The following is a 17,003-nucleotide window of genomic DNA, read 5'->3' as shown; positions in this document are numbered from 1 at the left end:
CCACTCTGGATGTTTTCACAAGACGGAATTAGACTTCCACCGCGCAGAACGTAGTGACGCACAAGCGAGTAGTCAACGAACTGCCCGGTAGGCTGCGACCTCGCCCGCCATCCCGAAAGGACCGCGCCCGTGCCGACGTCCAGCGCCAGCGCCCACACGACCGACTCCACCAAGTCGTCCTCCGGTGGTGTCCAGTCCCTTGAGCGCGCCTTCGATCTGCTGGAGCGGATGGCGGACGCCGGCGGCGAGGTGGGCCTCAGCGAACTGTCCGCGAGCAGCGGGCTGCCCCTGCCGACCATCCACCGGCTGATGCGGACGCTGGTCGTCTGCGGTTACGTACGCCAGCAGTCCAACCGGCGGTACGCCCTCGGCCCGCGCCTGATCCGCCTCGGCGAGTCGGCGTCCCGGCTGCTCGGCACCTGGGCCCGCCCCTACCTCGCGCGCCTGGTCGAGGAGACCGGCGAGACGGCGAACATGGCGCTCCTCGACGGCGACGAGATCGTGTACGTGGCCCAGGTGCCGTCCAAGCACTCCATGCGGATGTTCACCGAGGTCGGCCGACGCGTACTGCCCCACTCCACCGGCGTCGGCAAGGCCCTGCTCGCCGACTTCCCGGCCGACGAGGTCCGCGCCCTGCTGGCCCGTACGGGCATGCCGGCCGCCACGGACAAGACGATCATCACTCCCGACGGCTTCCTCGCCGCCCTGGACGAGGTCCGCACCCTCGGCTACGCCGTCGACGACAACGAGCAGGAGATCGGCGTCCGCTGCCTCGCCGTCTCCGTCCCCAACTCCCCCACCGCCGCGGCCATTTCCATCTCCGGCCCGGCGGGCCGCGTCACGGAGACGGCGACCGAACGCATCGTGCCCGTACTGCAGCAGGTGGCCGTGGAGCTCTCGGAGGCCCTGGCCAGTTCGGGTGCGGGCGGCTGACGCTCCGGCGCGCTCCCGCTCCGCACCGCGCCCATACGGCGGCGCCGTCCCGCCCGATCCCGCCTTTCACCGACTGATCAAAGAATTCGGCGAGACAGCGGAAAGATCGCGAGGAGCGACCCCAAAAACGGATGTGGCATGTTTCGGTCAATAAACAGCCGGAAATACTCTGCCTCGCTATCGGTCGATGAATTACCGTTTCCTGCGCTCGGAAATTCCCGGAGCTTCGTGACCGAAGGGAACTGGATCCCATGCGCACGAGAACCAAGATCGGTGTCACCCTCGCCGCCGGCGCCATGGCCGTGCTCGGAATGGCAGGGCCGACGTCGGCATCGACCGAACTCCAGAGCACCATCGCCACACAGGCCCAGAAAGCGGGTCTGAGCAAGAGCGAAGTCGCCGATCTGCAACGGCAGATCGACAAACAGATGGCCACGACCCCCGGCGGACAGCAGATCGGCGTCAACCAGATCGCGTGGCGCGACGGCAAGGCCGTCATGACCTTCCCGCTGCCGGGCGAGAAGAAGGCCCGGGCCGTCAACGAGCCCATGGGCACCCTCGGAACGCCCAACTGCAGCTACCTCTGGACGTGCCTCTACGAGCACTCCAACTTCGACGGACGCCGTCTGACCTGGTCGGACTGCAACTTCGAGAACCTCGCCAACTGGGGCTTCAACGACCAGACCACGTCCTGGCACAACAACCAGAGCCGAGGAACCCAGACCCACGTGTACAACTGGACGGGTTCGTCCTGGGCCCTGCTGTGGACGTCCACCGCTCCGTCGTCCAGCTCCAACGTCGGCAGCGCCAACAACGACAAGGCCGACGGACTCTGGGTGTGCTGAATGATCCGTCACCCCTTTTGACCTGAGCCGGGCGAGTTCCCGATTTCCGCACACCGCAACCATTCGGTGCGACGCGAAGACGGGGTAATCGGCAGGTGAAAAGCAGTGGAAATCAGTGGGGCCGTATCCACCTCGGATGCGGCCCCATGAATCGACCGCTTTCAAGGGGTACGGTTAATCGCGCGAGAAGCCCACTCATCCGCATCCGGGGGGCAAAGGGGCGCAGCACCCGGAGGTTGGAAATGGGTAGAGAGTGAGCAAGGAAATCCGTTCAGCGCCTCAGCGTCTCAGCGGATCGGTGCCTCAGCGTCTCGGCGGATCGCCGAACAGTTCCACCGCCGTACGGACCTCCGCGAGCCCCCTCGCCAACGCGCTGACGGATCCGATGGACCCGGCGATCAGCAGCAGGGACCGACGCAGCCGCGGCACCTCGGGCATACCGGTGACGGCCATCGCCGCGAGCACCGCCAGTTCGTCCTCGGCGATCCCCCGGTCGGGGAACTCGGCCGGATGCGCGGCCAGTTCACGACGCAGCCGGGACACGGCCGACCGCAACCCCGCCACCTTCGGATCCTCGTCACTGCCGGTCACTGGCCTCTGCCCCAAGCTCCGCAACACAGCCCTCTCCCCCCTCGCCCACTCCCTTGTGCGCGAGTCATGGCCATACGCCCAAGCACGGCCGACCACCCCGTGGCGTCGGTCGGGCGCCGGGGGTGGCGCGGGCCAGTAAACGCCAATCAGTGTGGCGAGCGCCACCACGGGGACGGAAATTCAGTCCCCGGGCATCGCAAAGCCGTCGTCCCGTCCGTCCGGCTTCACGGCACGCCCACGCCGGGTCGGGTATGCAAGGGGACATGACGCACCACGAGGCCCGGAACCCACCCCTGAGCACAGCCCGGCACCCGACCCCTGACGCGGCGGCCGGCCGGAGCGAGGTCGTCGGGCTGCTGCTGGCCGCCGGCGGCGGGCGGCGCCTCGGCGGACGCCCCAAGGCCCTGCTGACCCACCACGGCCGCCCCCTGGTCGAACACGCGGTCGGGGTACTGCGGGCGGGCGGCTGCGCCCGGATCCACGTGGTCCTCGGCGCCGAGGCCGCGACCGTACGCGCCCGGGCCGAACTGCCCGGCTGCGTACTGGTCGACAACCCGGACTGGGCCGAGGGCATGGGCTCGTCGCTGCGGGCCGGCCTGGAGTCGCTGATCGGGACGGACGCCGACGCCGCCCTGGTCGCGCTCGTCGACCAGCCAGGCATCGGGCCGGAGGCCGTGGCCCGCGTCCTCGCCGCGTGCGAGCCCGGCGGCGCGCTCGCCGCGGCCGCCTACGACGGCCGCCGAGGGCACCCCGTCCTGCTCGGTACCGCCCACTGGGCCGCCGTCGCCGCGACCGCCACCGGGGACCGCGGGGCACGCGCCTATCTGAAGGCGCACGAAGAGGCGATCACGCTCGTCGAGTGCGGGGACGTGGCGCGACCGTACGACATCGACACGGAAGCCGATCTCATCCACCTGGAGTGAGCCACCACGGCCGGAGCGGGCGGCCCCGACACGTTGCGTGAGCGACGTGGCACCCGGCGCCACTGCCTCTCGACCCGAAGAGTCTCGACATCAACAAAACATTGAACTTCCACCATGAGGAAACTAGTATCCACTGTTCAGAAGCGCCCCGCCCATCCGAGGGTGTTCACAGCCCTACCCGGGTCGACTGACACCCGGTGCCACGCCCGCTGAAGGAAGTGACCGCTCATGTCCGCACCAGCGCCGTCCCCGCTGGCCATCGTCGACGCCGAGCCCCTGCCCCGCCAGGACGAGGTCCTCAACCCCGCCGCCCTCGCCTTCGTGGCCGAACTGCACCGGCGGTTCACGCCCCGCCGTGACGAGCTGCTGGCCCGCCGCGCGGAGCGCCGCGCCGAGATCGCCCGCACCTCCACACTCGACTTCCTCCCGGAGACCGCCGCGATCCGCGCCGACGACTCCTGGAAGGTGGCCCCCTCCCCCGCCGCCCTGGACGACCGCCGCGTCGAGATCACCGGCCCCACCGACCGCAAGATGACGATCAACGCCCTCAACTCCGGGGCGCGGGTCTGGCTCGCGGACTTCGAGGACGCCTCCGCGCCGACCTGGGAGAACGTGGTCCTCGGCCAGGTGAACATGGCCGACGCCTACACCCGGAACATCGACTTCACCGACGAGCGCACCGGCAAGTCGTACGCCCTGCGCCCCGACGAGGAACTGGCGACGGTCGTCATGCGCCCGCGCGGCTGGCACCTCGACGAGCGCCACCTCGTCGACGCCGACGGCACCCCCGTCCCCGGCGCGCTCGTCGACTTCGGCCTGTACTTCTTCCACAACGCCCAGCGGCTGCTCGACCTCGGCAAGGGCCCCTACTTCTACCTCCCGAAGACGGAGTCCCACCTGGAGGCCCGCCTCTGGAACGAGGTGTTCGTCTTCGCGCAGGACTACGTGGGCATCCCGCAGGGCACCGTCCGCGCGACCGTCCTGATCGAGACGATCACGGCCGCGTACGAGATGGAGGAGATCCTCTACGAACTCCGCGACCACGCCTCGGGGTTGAACGCGGGCCGCTGGGACTACCTGTTCTCCATCGTGAAGAACTTCCGTGACGGCGGCGCCAAGTTCGTCCTCCCGGACCGCAACGCGGTGACGATGACGGCACCGTTCATGCGGGCGTACACCGAGCTCCTCGTCCGCACCTGCCACAAGCGCGGCGCACACGCGATCGGCGGCATGGCCGCGTTCATCCCGTCGCGGCGCGACGAGGAGGTCAACAAGGTCGCGTTCGAGAAGGTCAAGGCCGACAAGGACCGCGAGGCGAACGACGGTTTCGACGGCTCCTGGGTCGCCCACCCCGACCTGGTCCCGATCGCGATGGCCTCCTTCGACGCGGTCCTCGGCGACAAGCCGAACCAGAAGGACCGCCTCCGCGAGGACGTCGACGTCAAGGCGGCCGACCTGATCGCCGTGGACTCCCTCGACGCCAGGCCGACGTACGCCGGTCTCGTCAGCGCCGTCCAGGTCGGCATCCGGTACATCGAGGCCTGGCTGCGCGGACTCGGCGCCGTCGCCATCTTCAACCTCATGGAGGACGCGGCCACCGCCGAGATCTCCCGCTCCCAGATCTGGCAGTGGATCAACGCGGGCGTGGAGTTCGAGCACGCCGGCGAATCCGTGAAGGCCACCCCGGAGCTGGCCCGCAGGATCGCCGCCGAGGAACTGGCCGCCGTCCGCGCCGAGATCGGCGAGGAGGCCTTCGCGGCCGGCCACTGGCAGCAGGCCCACGACCTGCTCCTCCAGGTCGCCCTCGACGAGGACTACGCCGACTTCCTGACCCTCCCGGCGTACGAGCAGCTCAAGGGCTGACCCGGCTCACGAGCCGGCCCGGCTCACGAGCCGGCCCGGCTCACGAGCCGCCCTCCTCCTGCGCGGCCCTGTCGGAGTGGCCCAGGGACTTCCCCGGGGCCACTCGGTCGCGTACGGCCTGCTTGACGGCGGTGGGCTCGGGGAAGCCCTGGTCGCGGCGGTCCCAGACGACCTCGTCGTCGACGCGTACGACGAAGACGCCGCCCTTGCCGGGCTTGAGGGACAGTTCGCCGATCTCCGCCTCGAAGGTGGTGAGCAGCTCCTGCGCCAGCCAGGCCGCGCGGGGCAGCCAGCGGCACTGGGTGCAGTACTCGATCTGTACGACGGGACTCATCCGAGGTGCACCGACCAATCCTGTTCCGCCGCCGGCTTGCCGTGCAGGTCGGGGACCCGCTTGAGCCAGTCCGGGCGGCCTCGCCGTGTCTTCGCCGCGCGGAGGGCCTCCTCGGCGGCGAGTTCCTCCCGGGTGGGGAAGTCGGTGGGGAGCCAGGCGTCGGAGGCCCCCGCGCGCGCGTGGAGGTAGCGGACGTAGGCGTCGCGGACCTCGTCGGGCGACGCGAAGCCGTCCTCGGTGGGCAACCAGGCGTCCGGGACCTCGGCCACGATGCGCCGCAGCAGCTCCTCCGTCACCTTCGGCGCCAGCTCGGCGTCGGCCGCGCGCACGTCGGGGGTGTAGTGGCCGAGGGCGTGGTGGCGGAAGTCGTACGCCTTCGCGGGGTCGGAGGCGTCCCAGCGGTGGTGGAAGACGAGAGCCGCGCCGTGGTCGATCAGCCAGAGACGCGGGGGCGCGATGCCGAGCGTGGGCCAGATCATGAGGTTCGAACTGTGCACGGTGCGGTCGACGTTGACCGTGAGGGCGTCGAGCCAGATGATCCGGCCGGCTTCGACGGGGTCGACGCGGAACTCCTTGGCGACCTCCGGGGTGAAGTCCTTCGCGCCCGGCAGATAGTCCATGCCGAGGTTGAGACCGGTGCTCGCGCCGTGCAGCTCCCGCACCTCCTGGTGCGGCTCGTGGTCGGCGATCACCGGGTCGAAGTGCGCGAGGACCAGCTCGGGGAAGCGCAGGCCGAGCGCCCGCGCCAGCTCACCGACGATCACCTCGGCGACCAGCGCCTTGCGTCCCTGCGCCGAACCCGTGAACTTCACGACGTAGGTGCCCAGGTCGTCGGCCTCGACGATCCCGGGGACGGAGCCGCCTGCCCGCAGGGGCTCGATGTAGCGGGTCGCAGTGACTTCCCTCAGCATTTTCTCAACCCACCCGCCTCATCGGCCTTGCCCTCCATGGTCGGTCTCTGAGGCGTCCAACAGAGGGAACGGCCCGCCATCAGCCCTCGGGCGAATCCGGGGAGTTTCGACCGACACGCAGATCTCCCCGCCTCCCCAGCAGCCCGTCCATGGCCGTCCGCCCCTTGCTTCCGGCCTCCGGCATGAAGTGAGCATAGTAACCGGGGGTGATCGCTGGTGAGGAGTACGGCGGCCGCATCGCCCTGCTCGGTGACGCGGCCCACCCGCCGCTGCAGTACACGGCCCAGAACGCCGTCATGGCCGTCGAGGACGGCTGGGTGCCGGCCCACCACGTGGGCGCCCGGCTCGCGAAGCGGTCCGTGCAGGGATCCGTGCCGGCGTCCGTGCAGGGGGCCGGTGTCGACTGGGAGACGGCACTCGCCGCCTACGAGGCCGTACGCACCGAAAATGGCCCCCGTGTCGTCCTCACCGCACGCGCAAGGGGCGAACTCTGGCACCACACCGGGGTGAAGCGGGAACAGCGCAACGCCGTGATGCGCGCCAGCGACCCGTACGCCTACTCCTTCATGGACTGGGTCTACGGCCGCACGACGCTGACTCCCGACCAGGAGCCGCCCCTGTGTCCGACGATCCCGCTGGACTCGGTGCGGGTATGAACCGCCTGCGCGTCGGCTCCGGTCTTCAGCCTCGTGCGCGCCGGAGCCGACGGCCTCCGTCGTCGACACCCGGACGGCGCCGGATCGTCGATCGAAGCCGAACGCCCTCGGGGACCGTCAGGTGTCGAGCGCGTCGATCAGGGCCTTGGTGACGTCCTCCGTCGTGGCCGTGCCGCCGACGTCGCGGGTGAGGATGCCGGCGGCGGCCGTGGCCTCGATCGCCTTGTTCAGGCGGGCCGCCTGATCGGGCAGACCGAAGTGCTCCAGCATCAGGGCGGCGCTGCCGACCGCGCCGATCGGGTTGGCGAGGCCCTGGCCCGCGATGTCCGGGGCGGAGCCGTGGACCGGCTCGAACATGCTGGGGAAGCGGCGCTCGGGGTTGAGGTTGGCGCTCGCCGCCAGGCCCAGGCTGCCCGCCAGGGCGCTGCCCAGGTCGGACAGGATGTCGGCGTTGAGGTTGGAGGCGACGACGACCGAGAGGTCCTCGGGGCGCAGGACGAACTTGGCGGACATCGCGTCCACGAGCACGCTCTCGGTCTCGACGTCCGGGTAGTCGAGCGCGACCCGCTTGAAGACGTCGTCCCACAGGACCATGCCGTACTGCTGGGCGTTGCTCTTGGTGACGGAGGAGACCTTCCTGTGCGCCCTGGTCCGGGCCAGGTCGAAGGCGAACCGCATGATCCGCTCGCAGCCCACCTCGGTGAACAGCGCGGACTGGACGGCGACTTCGCCGCCCTGCCCACGGGCGGAGAGGTTGCGGCCGCCGAGGCCCGCGTACTCGCCCTCGCTGTTCTCCCGGACGACCACCCAGTCGAGCTCGGTGTCGTCGGCCTTGCGCAGCGGACTCCGCACACCCGGCAGGAAGTGCACGGGGCGGACGTTGGCCCACTGGTCGAAGCTCTGGCAGATCTTCAGCCGCAGGCCCCACAGGCTGATGTGGTCGGGGACGGAGGGCCAGCCGACGGCGCCGAAATAGATGGCGTCGAAGTCCTTGAGCCGCTCGAGCCCGTCCTCGTCCATCATCCGGCCCGTGCGCTCGTAGTACGCGCACCCCCAGGGGAACTCCTCCCACCGGAAGGCGAAGGCGCCACCGGAGTCCTCGGCCAGGGCGTCCAGGACGGCTCGCCCGGCGGCGACGACCTCCTTGCCCACCCCGTCGGCGGGGACGGCGGCGATACGGAACGTGCGGGGTGCGGCTGTCATGGGTGCCTCCGGCTCGCTGTCGTGCGGTCGGTTTCGAGTCAACACACCGACGTCACGGCACGTCCAAGACGTGCTTTCGATACGACGTATAGGCGCAGCCGATCGGTCCCGCGTCAGGCACCGTGAGCTCGTCGTCGGGCGAGCGACTCGGTGAGGGTGCGGAAGGCGCGCGCGGCCGGTGTGAGGTGCGCGGGCAGGCTGATCAGCGCGACGTGGAGATGCGCGGTGGGCTCGATGGGTGCGACCACGGCACCGCAGCGGCGGGCCAGCCGGGTCCAGGAGGAGGGCAGGACGGCGACGCCGACGCCGGTGAGGACCAGCGGCAGGATCGACGTGCGGTGGTCGACGACCGTCACGATCCCCGTTCCGGTGCCGCCCACGGTGATGTCGTCGACGATGCTGCGCATCAGGCTGCCGGTGCGGGACGCGATGAGCTTCTGGCCGGCCAGGTCCTCGGGCCGGATCGTGACGTCGTCCTCGATCGCCCCGCCGGGTGCGGCGACGACGACGAACGGCTGGTCCTCGACGTGCAGGACGTCCAGTCCCGACGGGTGCACGGGGGTGGCGCTGCCCAGCAGGCCCAGTTCGCAGGCGCCGCTGCGGACGAGGGAGACGACCTCGTCCGGGGTGAAGGCGGCCTGGGTGCTCACCGTCACCGACGGATGCAGCTCGGAGAAGCGGTGGATGAGGGTGGTGAGCGGTTCGATGCCGGGCGAGGGCATGGTGGCGACCTCGACGCTGCCGCCGTGCAGCCCGGCGAGCGAGGCCGCGGTGTCCCGCACGGCAGCCAGATCCCGCAGCACGCGTCGGCTCGGCTCCAGCAGTTCCGCGCCCGCTTCGCTCAGTACGACGCCCCGGCCCACCCGGTGGAAGAGGGCCACCCCGAGGTCCGCCTCCAGGTTCGCCATCGCCTGGGACAGCGACGGCTGGGCCACGTGAAGGGCGGCGGCGGCCTTGCTGAAACCTCCGTGCTCGACGATGGCGAGGAAGTACTCCAGCTGCCGGGCGTCCACGGTGCCTCCCCGCTCTGTACTGGTACGACGGGCGGAGCGAGCCTACCCGCCGGTTTCCGTTCCTCCGTGTCCGATCCAGCGGTCGGCGAGGGTCCGCCCGCACTGGGCGAGCAGCCGCGCGGACAGGGCGCTGTCCTGCGCGCAGTCCTGGTCGGTCAGGTCCGTCAGGGCCTGGACGGAACGGAAGTGGGCGGCGGTTCGGTCCGCGGGCAGGGTGCAGCGGCCGGCCACCGCGTGCACCGCCACGCCCAGTCGACGGGCCCGTCGGGCGAGCGCGACCGGCAGCTTGCCCGACAGGGACTGCTCGTCGAGGCTGCCTTCGCCGGTCACGACGAAGGCGCTCCCGGCCAGCAGGTCGTCGGCTCCGAGCAGGGTGAGGAAGTAGTCGGCCCCCGAGCACACCCGCCCGCCCAGCAGCATCCCGGCGTACCCCAGCCCTCCGGCCGCCCCGGCACCGGGGGCGTCGGCGTGGCGTGTCGCCTCCGCGACTCCCGCTGCCTCCAGCCGCCGTACGAAACCGGCGAGCGCGCCGTCCAGTTCCCGTACGTCGTCCGCGGTCACCCCTTTCTGGGGACCGTAGACGGCGGCCGTGCCCGTCGGTCCCAGCAGCGGGTTGTCCACATCGGTGGCGAGGACGAGGCCGACCCCGGCCAGCGCGGCGCGGGCGTCGGCGAGGTCGACGGTGTGGAGGTCGGCGAGCCCTGAGCCGCCCGGGCCGATCGCGGTGCCGTCCTCTCGGGCCAGTACCGCGCCGAGGGACTGCAGCAGTCCCGCGCCGCCGTCGGTCGTGGCGACGCCGCCGAGTGCGAGGACGATCGTGTCGGCCTCGCCCGCCAGCGCGTACCGGACGGCCTGCCCGATGCCTCGGCTGGTGGCCGTGAGCGGTGCCTTGCGACCGTCCGGCAGGACGCCGAGTCCGCAGACGGCCGCTGCTTCGATGAGGACGGTACGGCCATGCACCGCGACGGGCGCGGTGACGGGCCGCCCGGTCGGACCGGTCACCGTGACCTTCTCGGGACGGAAGCGGCCCGCGCAGGCGGCGGCCACACTCCCCTCTCCCCCGTCCGCCGACGCGAGGCGCCGGACCCGCGCGTGCGGGGCGCCCTCCGACAGCCCCTGTTCCAGCGCGCGGGCCACCTCGTCGGCGCTGAGGGAGCCCTTGAACTTGTCCGGGGCGACCAGGACGGACACCATCAGGACGCCGCCTCGGCACCCTGAGCCACAGTCGGCCGCGCCTTCACCGTTTCCGTCTCGGCTTCTGTCGTGGCTTCCGTCCGGGCATCCGTCTCAGCGGCCACCGGCGGTTCCGCCATCCGGCCGGCCAGCACCTCGCGCGCCCGCGCCAGATCCAGGGTGTTCTCCCACCGGGCGATGAAGAGGGTGGCGACGACGTTGCCGGAGAAGTTCACCATGGCCCGGCACTCGGACATGAACTTGTCGATGCCGAAGACGAGCATGATGCCGGCGGCGGGAACGGTACCGACCGTCGACAGGGTCGCGGTGAGGGCGATGAAACCGCCGCCCGCGACACCCGCGGCGCCCTTGGAGGTGAGCAGCATGACGGCGAGCAGCCCGAGTTGCTGAGTGACGGACAGCGGGGTGTCGGTGGCCTGGGCGATGTACAGCGTCGCGAGGGAGAGGTAGATCGCCGCTCCGTCGAGGTTGAAGCTGTAGCCCGTGGGCACGACCAGGCCGACCGTGGACTTGTCGGTCCCCATGTGCTGGAGCTTGCGCATCAGCCCGGGCAGCGCGGGCTCGGCGGTGGACGTGCCCAGGATCAGGAAGTACTCCTCCTTGAAGTAGCGGAAGAGCTGGAAGATGTTCAGCTTCACGTACGCGGCCAGCACACCGCCGAGCACGATCACGACGAACAGGGCGGAGGTGACGTAGAAGAGCAGGATCAGCGAGCCCAGGCTGGTCAGCGTGGACAGGCCGAACTTCCCGATCGCGTACGCCATCGCGCCGAAGGCGCCCAGCGGCGCGACCTTCATGACGTACGACAGCACCTTGAAGACGACCTCGGTCAGCCGGTGCACACCCGCGATGACCGGCTCGCCCGCCTTCCCCACCGCCTTCAGCGCGATGCCGAAGATCACCGCGAGGAAGATCACCTGGAGGATGTCACCCTCGACGAACGGGCCGAAGAAACTGTTCGGCACGATGTGGGTCAGGAACTCCCACCACTGCTGGTGCTCGCCCTTCTCTATGTACTGGCCCGCGTCGCCGGAGGTGTCCAGGGTCGACGGGTCGGCGTGCACGCCGTCACCGAGCCGGAAGACGTTGATCGCCACCAGGCCCGCCGCCATGGCGACAATGGTGCCGACCTGGAAGTACGCCAGCGCCTTGACACCGGTGAGCCCGACCCTCTTCAGATCGGCGACGCCCGCTATGCCGCCGATGATGGTCAGGAAGACGATCGGGCCGATCAGCATCTTCATCGCGGTGATGAACGTCGTCCCGAGCGGTTCCATGTCGGTGGCGACATCCGGCCACCGCCAGCCCAGCACGATGCCGATCACGATCGCCACCAGTACCTGGACGTACAACTGCCGGTACCACGGTTTCGCCGCGATGCGCGCGGCCTGTGCGACTCTCGCGTTGTCGGGGGTTTGCGTCATTGCGGCCTCCCTGATCGCGCGGCACCGAGCCCGATCGGTACGCGCCAGCTTGGGCCACAGTGAACCGGGCCGTACGGGAGGGGTCCACGACCAAAAATCGATGCCCCGTATAGGCCGTGCCTATCGGTTCGGTAGCGGCGCAGGCGGCCGCCCGCATGCGCGGGAAGGGGCTACCGCCCGGCGTCCGGAGAGAGGTGCCTGGAGGCGACGGTGGCACGTCGGCTCCAGACGGAGACGCTCCGGTGTCCGCGGAAGCCGTGTTCTCAGGCCTCCCAGTCGCCTGGTTCCAGGGTGAGTGCCACCCGCCCGATGTTGTTGTCGTCCTCCATGTAGCGATGGGCGTCGGCGGCACGGGCGATGGGAAACGTGCGGTCGATGACGGCACGGAACCCCTTCTCCACCTGCGTCCACAGTTCCCTGACCGCGGCCGCGTTCCCGGTGCGTACGCCGATGATGCGGTAGCAGTCGGAGTACACCCTCCGCAGGTCGATCTTGACCTGGCCCCCCAGGAAGGCACCGGAGGTGACCACGGTCCCGCCGCGGGCCAGGGTGCCGATGGTGGCGTCCCAGATGGCCGGGTCACCGAGGTTGTCGACGGCGATGTCGACGCCGTGGCCGCCGGTGACCTCGCGCACCCGCTCCACGAAGTCCGGGTCGGTGCCGTCGAGCACGACGTCGGCACCTGCGGCGGCCAGCGCCCGGCGTTTCTCCGGCGAGCGGGAGGTGGCGATGATTTTCGCGCCGAGGTGCTGGGCGAAGGCGCCCGTGGTGGCGCCGAGCGCGGAGGCCGCGCCCTGGATGAGGACCCAGTGCCCGGGACGGAGCCCCGCCTGGGTCAGCTGGTTGGCGGCCACCGCGCCGAGGAGCGCCAGCGAGGCCGCCATCGCGGCCGGGATGCCGTCCGGCACCTTGTGGACGTTGCGAGCGGGCACCGCGCAGTACTCGGCGTAGGCGCCGGGGCGGTGCGTGCCGATCACGGTCAGTTCGTCGCAGACTTCCTCGCGGCCTTCCGCGCAGAGGGCGCAGTGACCGCACGAGACCCCGGGCAGCACGGCCACGCGGTCCCCGACCCGGACGCAGTCCACGCCCTCTCCCAGGGCGGCGACGACGCCGGAGTGGTCCGCGCCCAGGATGTGGGGCGGTGTGATGGTGGCGTAGGGGTGGTTGCCCGCGCGTGCCGTGAGATCGAGCAGCCGACCGATGCCGACCGCGGCGACCTGTACGAGAACCTCGCCGGGGCCGGGGCGGGGCGTGTCGATCGTGGCCTGCTCCAGGACGTCGGGGGGTCCGAAACGGCGGAACAGCATGGCGCGCATGGTCGTGGGAACCACCGACGGTTCCGGCCAGCCCAGCTCAGAAGCGGTCGAAGTGCTGCTCATGACGCCACCACCGTGTTCTCCAGGAGGCCGATGCCCTCGATCTCGACGACTACTTCGTCCCCGGCGGCGAGGAATTCGCCACGGGGGAACCCGACGCCGGCCGGTGTGCCGGTGAGGATGACGTCCCCGGGCTCCAGCCGGGTCAGGCGGCTGGCCGCCGCGATCACCTCGGGGATTTTCACCATCATCTGCGCGGTGGAGGAATCCTGCTTCAGCACACCGTTGATACTCAACCGGATCCGCAGGTTCTGCGGGTCAGGGATCTGCCAAGCGGGCACCATGCCGGGGCCGAGCGGGCAGAAACCGTCCTGGCCCTTGTGCGCGAGCCAGTCGAAGGCGAACGGATCGGCGACCGGGTTGACGGCCTTGATGCGGTCCCGGGCCGAGATGTCGTTCGCCGCGAGGTAGCCGGCCACGTGCTCCAAGGCCTGCTCGGGCGTCAGGTTGCGGCCGCCTCGGCCGATGACGACGGCCAGTTCGGCCTCCCAGTCGACGCGGGAGCCCGGGTGGTCGGGCAGCGGCACCTGGTCACCCGGCCCGGTCACGGTCGTCGTCGGCGGCTTGAGGAAGAAGAAGGGGTCGCTCAGCTCGTCGGGGCGTTCACAGCCCATCTCGGCGATGTGGTCCCAGTAGTTGGCGCCCGCGCAGAGCACCTTGCCGGGATACGTCAGCGGCGGAGCGAGCCGGGCGCCGGCGACGGCGTCCGACGCCGTCGGCGTCCAGTCGCGCAACAGCGGCGCGAGCGCGTCCCATCGGCCCAGCACTTCCATCAGCGTGAGGCCTTCGGTGCCGGGCGGCCCCGGCACCACGGTCCCGTTGGTGCTCACACCGACGGCGATTTTCTCCGAGTCGTCGACCCGGTACTGCACCAAGGCCCATTCAGGCGGTGTCATGCGTTCCTCCGACAGGCGGCTCTTTAATCGGTGGCAGGACCATAGTGCATACACATTGGAATGGGAAGTGACCCGGGAAGACATGCGGGTGGCTACGACTGCCGGATGCCGTCGGTCGAGGCGGAGGCATGGGCGATCCGCTCGACCACCGGGTGGTCGGTCCGGCGGCACCCATCGCGCGGGGGTGCGCGATGCGGCGAATCCCGGCCGCCCGACGCACGCCCACGGGTCGACGTACCATCGCCTCACATACGGGGCGCGGCGAGCGCCGCCTTCAGGTGACACAAGGTCGGCACCAGGGCGAGGCCGTACGGCACCACCATGAGCACTACGACGCCTTCACGGTGGCCGCCGCCCGGAAACCGCACCGTGCCGCACCGTGCCGCACCGTGCGACTCGGGGCCAGCCATCGCCCCTGCGGCACCTCGGGCGATCCCCGCCCCGGGGCCCCCGGACTCCTGGACGGGGAGCCCGCGATGCCAGGAAACGACGGATATAGCCCGCGGTTTCGAATCGAAAAAGCTTCCCGAGATGCCTGGACGTTACATCGGTGTAGGTGTACACACTTAGAGGGCTCGTGGGAACGTGGGTCCGGACATTGAGGAGAGCACATGTTGCGTGTCAAAGGCCTTCTGCACTACGGACTCCAGGTGCCCTCGCTGGATACGGGCGCGAGCTTCTACAACGCGTTCGGACTGGAGGCGGCCGAGCGCGGCAACGCGGTGGTGATCCGCTGCGACGGCCGGCAGCAGGACCAGACGGTGCTGATGGAAGGGCCGACCAAGCGGCTGCACCATGTCGCCTTCGCGGTGGAGCCCGACTCCCTGCCCGAGTGGCAGCGGCATCTGGAGGGCCTGGGGCTGAAGCTGCTCGATGCGCCGGCCGACGTGCCCGGCGGGCTGTGGTTCCGCGATCACGAAGGCAACCTGGTCAACCTCCGTGATGAGGGCATCGCCGCCTGGCGTGAATTCGGCACCACGGACGCGCAGGATGCCAACATCGGCGACCGGGTGCGTCGGATCGACCAGGCCCGCTGGCTGACCGCGACAGAGCGGCCGCGCCCCCAGCGGCTCGGGCACATGCTGATCTTCAGCTCCGATCTGGACGCCTCCGAGGCCTTCTACACCCGCACCCTCGGGCTGGGCCTGTCGGACCGTATCCGGGGCATAGCGACCTTCATGAACTCGGGGCCCGGGGACCACCACGTCTTCGGTTTCGTCCCGGCGGCGCAGCCCGGGTTGCACCACTCCAGCTGGATGGTGGCCGACATCGACCAGATCGCCATGGGGGCCCAGAACATGGCGGCGGCGGGCTACACGAAGGGCTGGGGCCTGGGCCGCCACACCCTGGGCTCGAACCTCTTCCACTACATCCAGGACCCCTGGGGCAGCTGGATCGAGTACTCCGGCGACATGGACCGCATCACCGAGGACTGGAAGCCGAGCGACTGGGACTGCCCGGCCGCCGTGTGGTGCCCCGAGATGCCGGCCGACTTCATCACCAACCAGGAGGAAGGGCGCGCCTGACCGAGGAGTGCTCCGAGTGCTTGCCCTGTCGACCCCGCCGCATATCCGGGTGGCGGTGGTCGCACTGCGGTGCGGCATCGGAAACGCACGCACCGGCCCAGGTCCGAGGACGGGGATCAAGGCACCGGATCCCGCCGGTCGCGGGCGGTCGTTCCATCGGCCCGGCTCTTCGGCCCGCCTCGGCGAAGCCCCTGGCGGCTTCCGCCTCGACGGAGAGCACCCCCGGAGCCCCCGACCCCAGGTAGGCCGGAAGGCGAGCGCCTCTCAGGGGTCGGTGCGGTCCTCAGCGCTCGGTGCGGCCTTCAGGATCGGTGCGGCCTTCAGGATCGGTGCGGCCTTCAGCCGCGCCGAGGACGCCGACCCGACCGTGCCTGCCTCCCGCCCGACGGCATGGCGGTGACATCGCCGTCGGCCCGGACGCGGCATCAGGAGTGACCGTTGCCGGCGATCCCCAGTGCCGACCGCGTGGCCGCCGGTTCGTACTCCGGGGCGATGTCGGCCAGGACACTCAACGCGGTACGCGCGAGGTGCCGGGCGATCACGCGTCCCGCTTCCGCCGGGTCATTCAGCCGCAGCGTCTCCAACAGCGCTTCGTGGTCCGCGTGTGCCCGGCCCCACGAGCTGGGTACGCCCATCTGGGCCAGCCGGATGTAGCGCTCGGCGTGCTCGCCGAGCGACGCGATCATGCGCTGCAGCTGCGGCCCCACGGACTGGGTCGCGACGCGATGGAACTCCTTGTGCGCGGCGTGCCACTCGTCCATCCGGTCGCTGCCCGCCAGTTCCCGCATGCGCCGCAACGCTTCGCCCATGTGCTCAAGGTCCTCGGCCGTGAGCGACTTGGCCGTCATGCTCACAGCGAGTGCTTCGAGCATGATGCGGGCCCCGTAGACGCCGTCGAGGTCCTCGGGATCCACTGCCCGCACCCTGGCCCGCTGATCGGGCTGGGCGTCGATGAGGCCTTCCTCCTGGAGCAGCCGGAACGCCTCACGCATCGGCGTGCGGCTGACGCCCAGCTTCCGCGCCATCTCGGCCTGGAGCAGCGCCGAGCCCGGACGCAGTTCACCGCTGAGGATCATGTTCCGCAGTTGTCCGTGAACGTCGAGGGCCAGTCGGCGTCCGCCCGCGGCCTGCCCGGGGGTGCCGCTCGACGGCTCGGAGGGGGCCTTGGCCCCGCTTCCGTTCTCCGCAGACCGTTCCTTGGGCACGTTACTTCGCCTGTCCATGCCAGGAGTCTACCCAGGTGTATGCAGGTTGGGTGAATAGAAAGGCAGGAAGAGGAGAATCCTGGCGCCAAGACCGGATACGTCCCGGTTCG

At 70.3% G+C, this 17,003-nt stretch carries 17 protein-coding genes; 6 read left to right on the top strand and 11 right to left on the bottom strand.

All coding sequences use genetic code 11. The annotated features are described in order from the left end of the window. Positions 1-129: 129 nt before the first annotated feature. Together OG272_RS39420 and OG272_RS39415 are read left to right on the top strand one after the other, a co-directional pair. Entirely contained in the window at positions 130-933 is an 804-nt protein-coding gene (locus OG272_RS39420; RefSeq protein ID WP_405895654.1) for an IclR family transcriptional regulator, read from the top strand. A gap of 251 nt (positions 934-1,184) precedes the next feature. Next, complete coding sequence (locus OG272_RS39415; RefSeq protein ID WP_326575067.1) at positions 1,185-1,778, top strand: peptidase inhibitor family I36 protein; 594 nt, start codon at positions 1,185-1,187, stop codon at positions 1,776-1,778. 303 nt (positions 1,779-2,081) lie between these two features. Here OG272_RS39415 and OG272_RS39410 read toward each other — a convergent pair whose 3' ends face one another. Then, positions 2,082-2,369, bottom strand: a complete 288-nt coding sequence (locus OG272_RS39410) for a DUF5955 family protein (RefSeq protein ID WP_327727073.1) — start codon at positions 2,367-2,369, stop codon at positions 2,082-2,084. 263 nt (positions 2,370-2,632) lie between these two features. Between OG272_RS39410 and OG272_RS39405 the strand changes: the two genes are divergently transcribed. Continuing rightward, positions 2,633-3,292 (top strand): nucleotidyltransferase family protein, encoded by a 660-nt coding sequence (locus tag OG272_RS39405; protein ID WP_327727074.1) that lies wholly within the window; start codon positions 2,633-2,635, stop codon positions 3,290-3,292. A 228-nt stretch (positions 3,293-3,520) separates the two neighbouring features. Beyond that, positions 3,521-5,155, top strand: a complete 1,635-nt coding sequence (gene aceB / locus OG272_RS39400) for a malate synthase A (protein WP_327727075.1) — start codon at positions 3,521-3,523, stop codon at positions 5,153-5,155. 40 nt (positions 5,156-5,195) lie between these two features. Here the strand turns inward: aceB and OG272_RS39395 are convergent, their stop codons facing one another. Together OG272_RS39395 and OG272_RS39390 are read right to left on the bottom strand one after the other, a co-directional pair. Further along, a complete protein-coding gene (locus OG272_RS39395; protein ID WP_327727077.1) occupies positions 5,196-5,489 on the bottom strand; it encodes a SelT/SelW/SelH family protein in 294 nt (97 codons plus the stop codon). Then, positions 5,486-6,400, bottom strand: a complete 915-nt coding sequence (locus tag OG272_RS39390) for a HipA family kinase (RefSeq protein WP_327727078.1) — start codon at positions 6,398-6,400, stop codon at positions 5,486-5,488. Before OG272_RS39390 ends, OG272_RS39395 begins: the two co-directional genes overlap by 4 nt. A 206-nt stretch (positions 6,401-6,606) precedes the next feature. On the opposite strand from OG272_RS39390, the gene OG272_RS39385 reads away from it, so the two are divergent. After that, positions 6,607-7,056 (top strand): hypothetical protein, encoded by a 450-nt coding sequence (locus OG272_RS39385; protein WP_327727079.1) that lies wholly within the window; start codon positions 6,607-6,609, stop codon positions 7,054-7,056. Positions 7,057-7,173: 117 nt separating this feature from the next. Here the strand turns inward: OG272_RS39385 and OG272_RS39380 are convergent, their stop codons facing one another. The 7 genes from OG272_RS39380 to OG272_RS39350 form a co-directional block, all read right to left on the bottom strand. After that, entirely contained in the window at positions 7,174-8,259 is a 1,086-nt protein-coding gene (locus OG272_RS39380; RefSeq protein WP_327727080.1) for a tartrate dehydrogenase, read from the bottom strand. A 113-nt stretch (positions 8,260-8,372) separates the two neighbouring features. Continuing rightward, positions 8,373-9,272, bottom strand: coding sequence for a LysR family transcriptional regulator (locus tag OG272_RS39375; RefSeq protein ID WP_327727081.1), 900 nt, complete (start codon positions 9,270-9,272; stop codon positions 8,373-8,375). 42 nt (positions 9,273-9,314) lie between these two features. Further along, positions 9,315-10,466, bottom strand: coding sequence for a glycerate kinase (locus OG272_RS39370; RefSeq protein WP_328224307.1), 1,152 nt, complete (start codon positions 10,464-10,466; stop codon positions 9,315-9,317). Beyond that, on the bottom strand, positions 10,466-11,890 hold the full coding sequence (dctA, locus tag OG272_RS39365) for a C4-dicarboxylate transporter DctA (protein ID WP_327727083.1): 1,425 nt from the start codon (positions 11,888-11,890) through the stop codon (positions 10,466-10,468). Before dctA ends, OG272_RS39370 begins: the two co-directional genes overlap by 1 nt. A 263-nt stretch (positions 11,891-12,153) precedes the next feature. Beyond that, positions 12,154-13,269 (bottom strand): zinc-binding dehydrogenase, encoded by a 1,116-nt coding sequence (locus tag OG272_RS39360; protein WP_327727084.1) that lies wholly within the window; start codon positions 13,267-13,269, stop codon positions 12,154-12,156. After that, positions 13,266-14,162 (bottom strand): fumarylacetoacetate hydrolase family protein, encoded by an 897-nt coding sequence (locus OG272_RS39355; RefSeq protein WP_327727085.1) that lies wholly within the window; start codon positions 14,160-14,162, stop codon positions 13,266-13,268. Before OG272_RS39355 ends, OG272_RS39360 begins: the two co-directional genes overlap by 4 nt. 245 nt (positions 14,163-14,407) lie before the next feature. Next, positions 14,408-14,572 carry a hypothetical protein gene (locus tag OG272_RS39350; RefSeq protein WP_327727086.1) on the bottom strand — a complete coding sequence of 55 codons (165 nt, stop codon included), beginning with the start codon at positions 14,570-14,572 and terminating at the stop codon, positions 14,408-14,410. 201 nt (positions 14,573-14,773) lie between these two features. On the opposite strand from OG272_RS39350, the gene OG272_RS39345 reads away from it, so the two are divergent. After that, entirely contained in the window at positions 14,774-15,688 is a 915-nt protein-coding gene (locus tag OG272_RS39345) for a VOC family protein (RefSeq protein ID WP_327727087.1), read from the top strand. Positions 15,689-16,113: 425 nt separating this feature from the next. On the opposite strand, the gene OG272_RS39340 is transcribed toward OG272_RS39345, so the two are convergent. Then, a complete protein-coding gene (locus OG272_RS39340; RefSeq protein WP_327727088.1) occupies positions 16,114-16,911 on the bottom strand; it encodes a GntR family transcriptional regulator in 798 nt (265 codons plus the stop codon). Positions 16,912-17,003: the final 92 nt, after the last annotated feature.

It is taken from the genome of Streptomyces sp. NBC_00104 (genome assembly GCF_045160825.1).
GTDB lineage: Bacteria > Actinomycetota > Actinomycetes > Streptomycetales > Streptomycetaceae > Streptomyces.
This window is presented reverse-complemented; position numbering and strand designations above follow the sequence as displayed.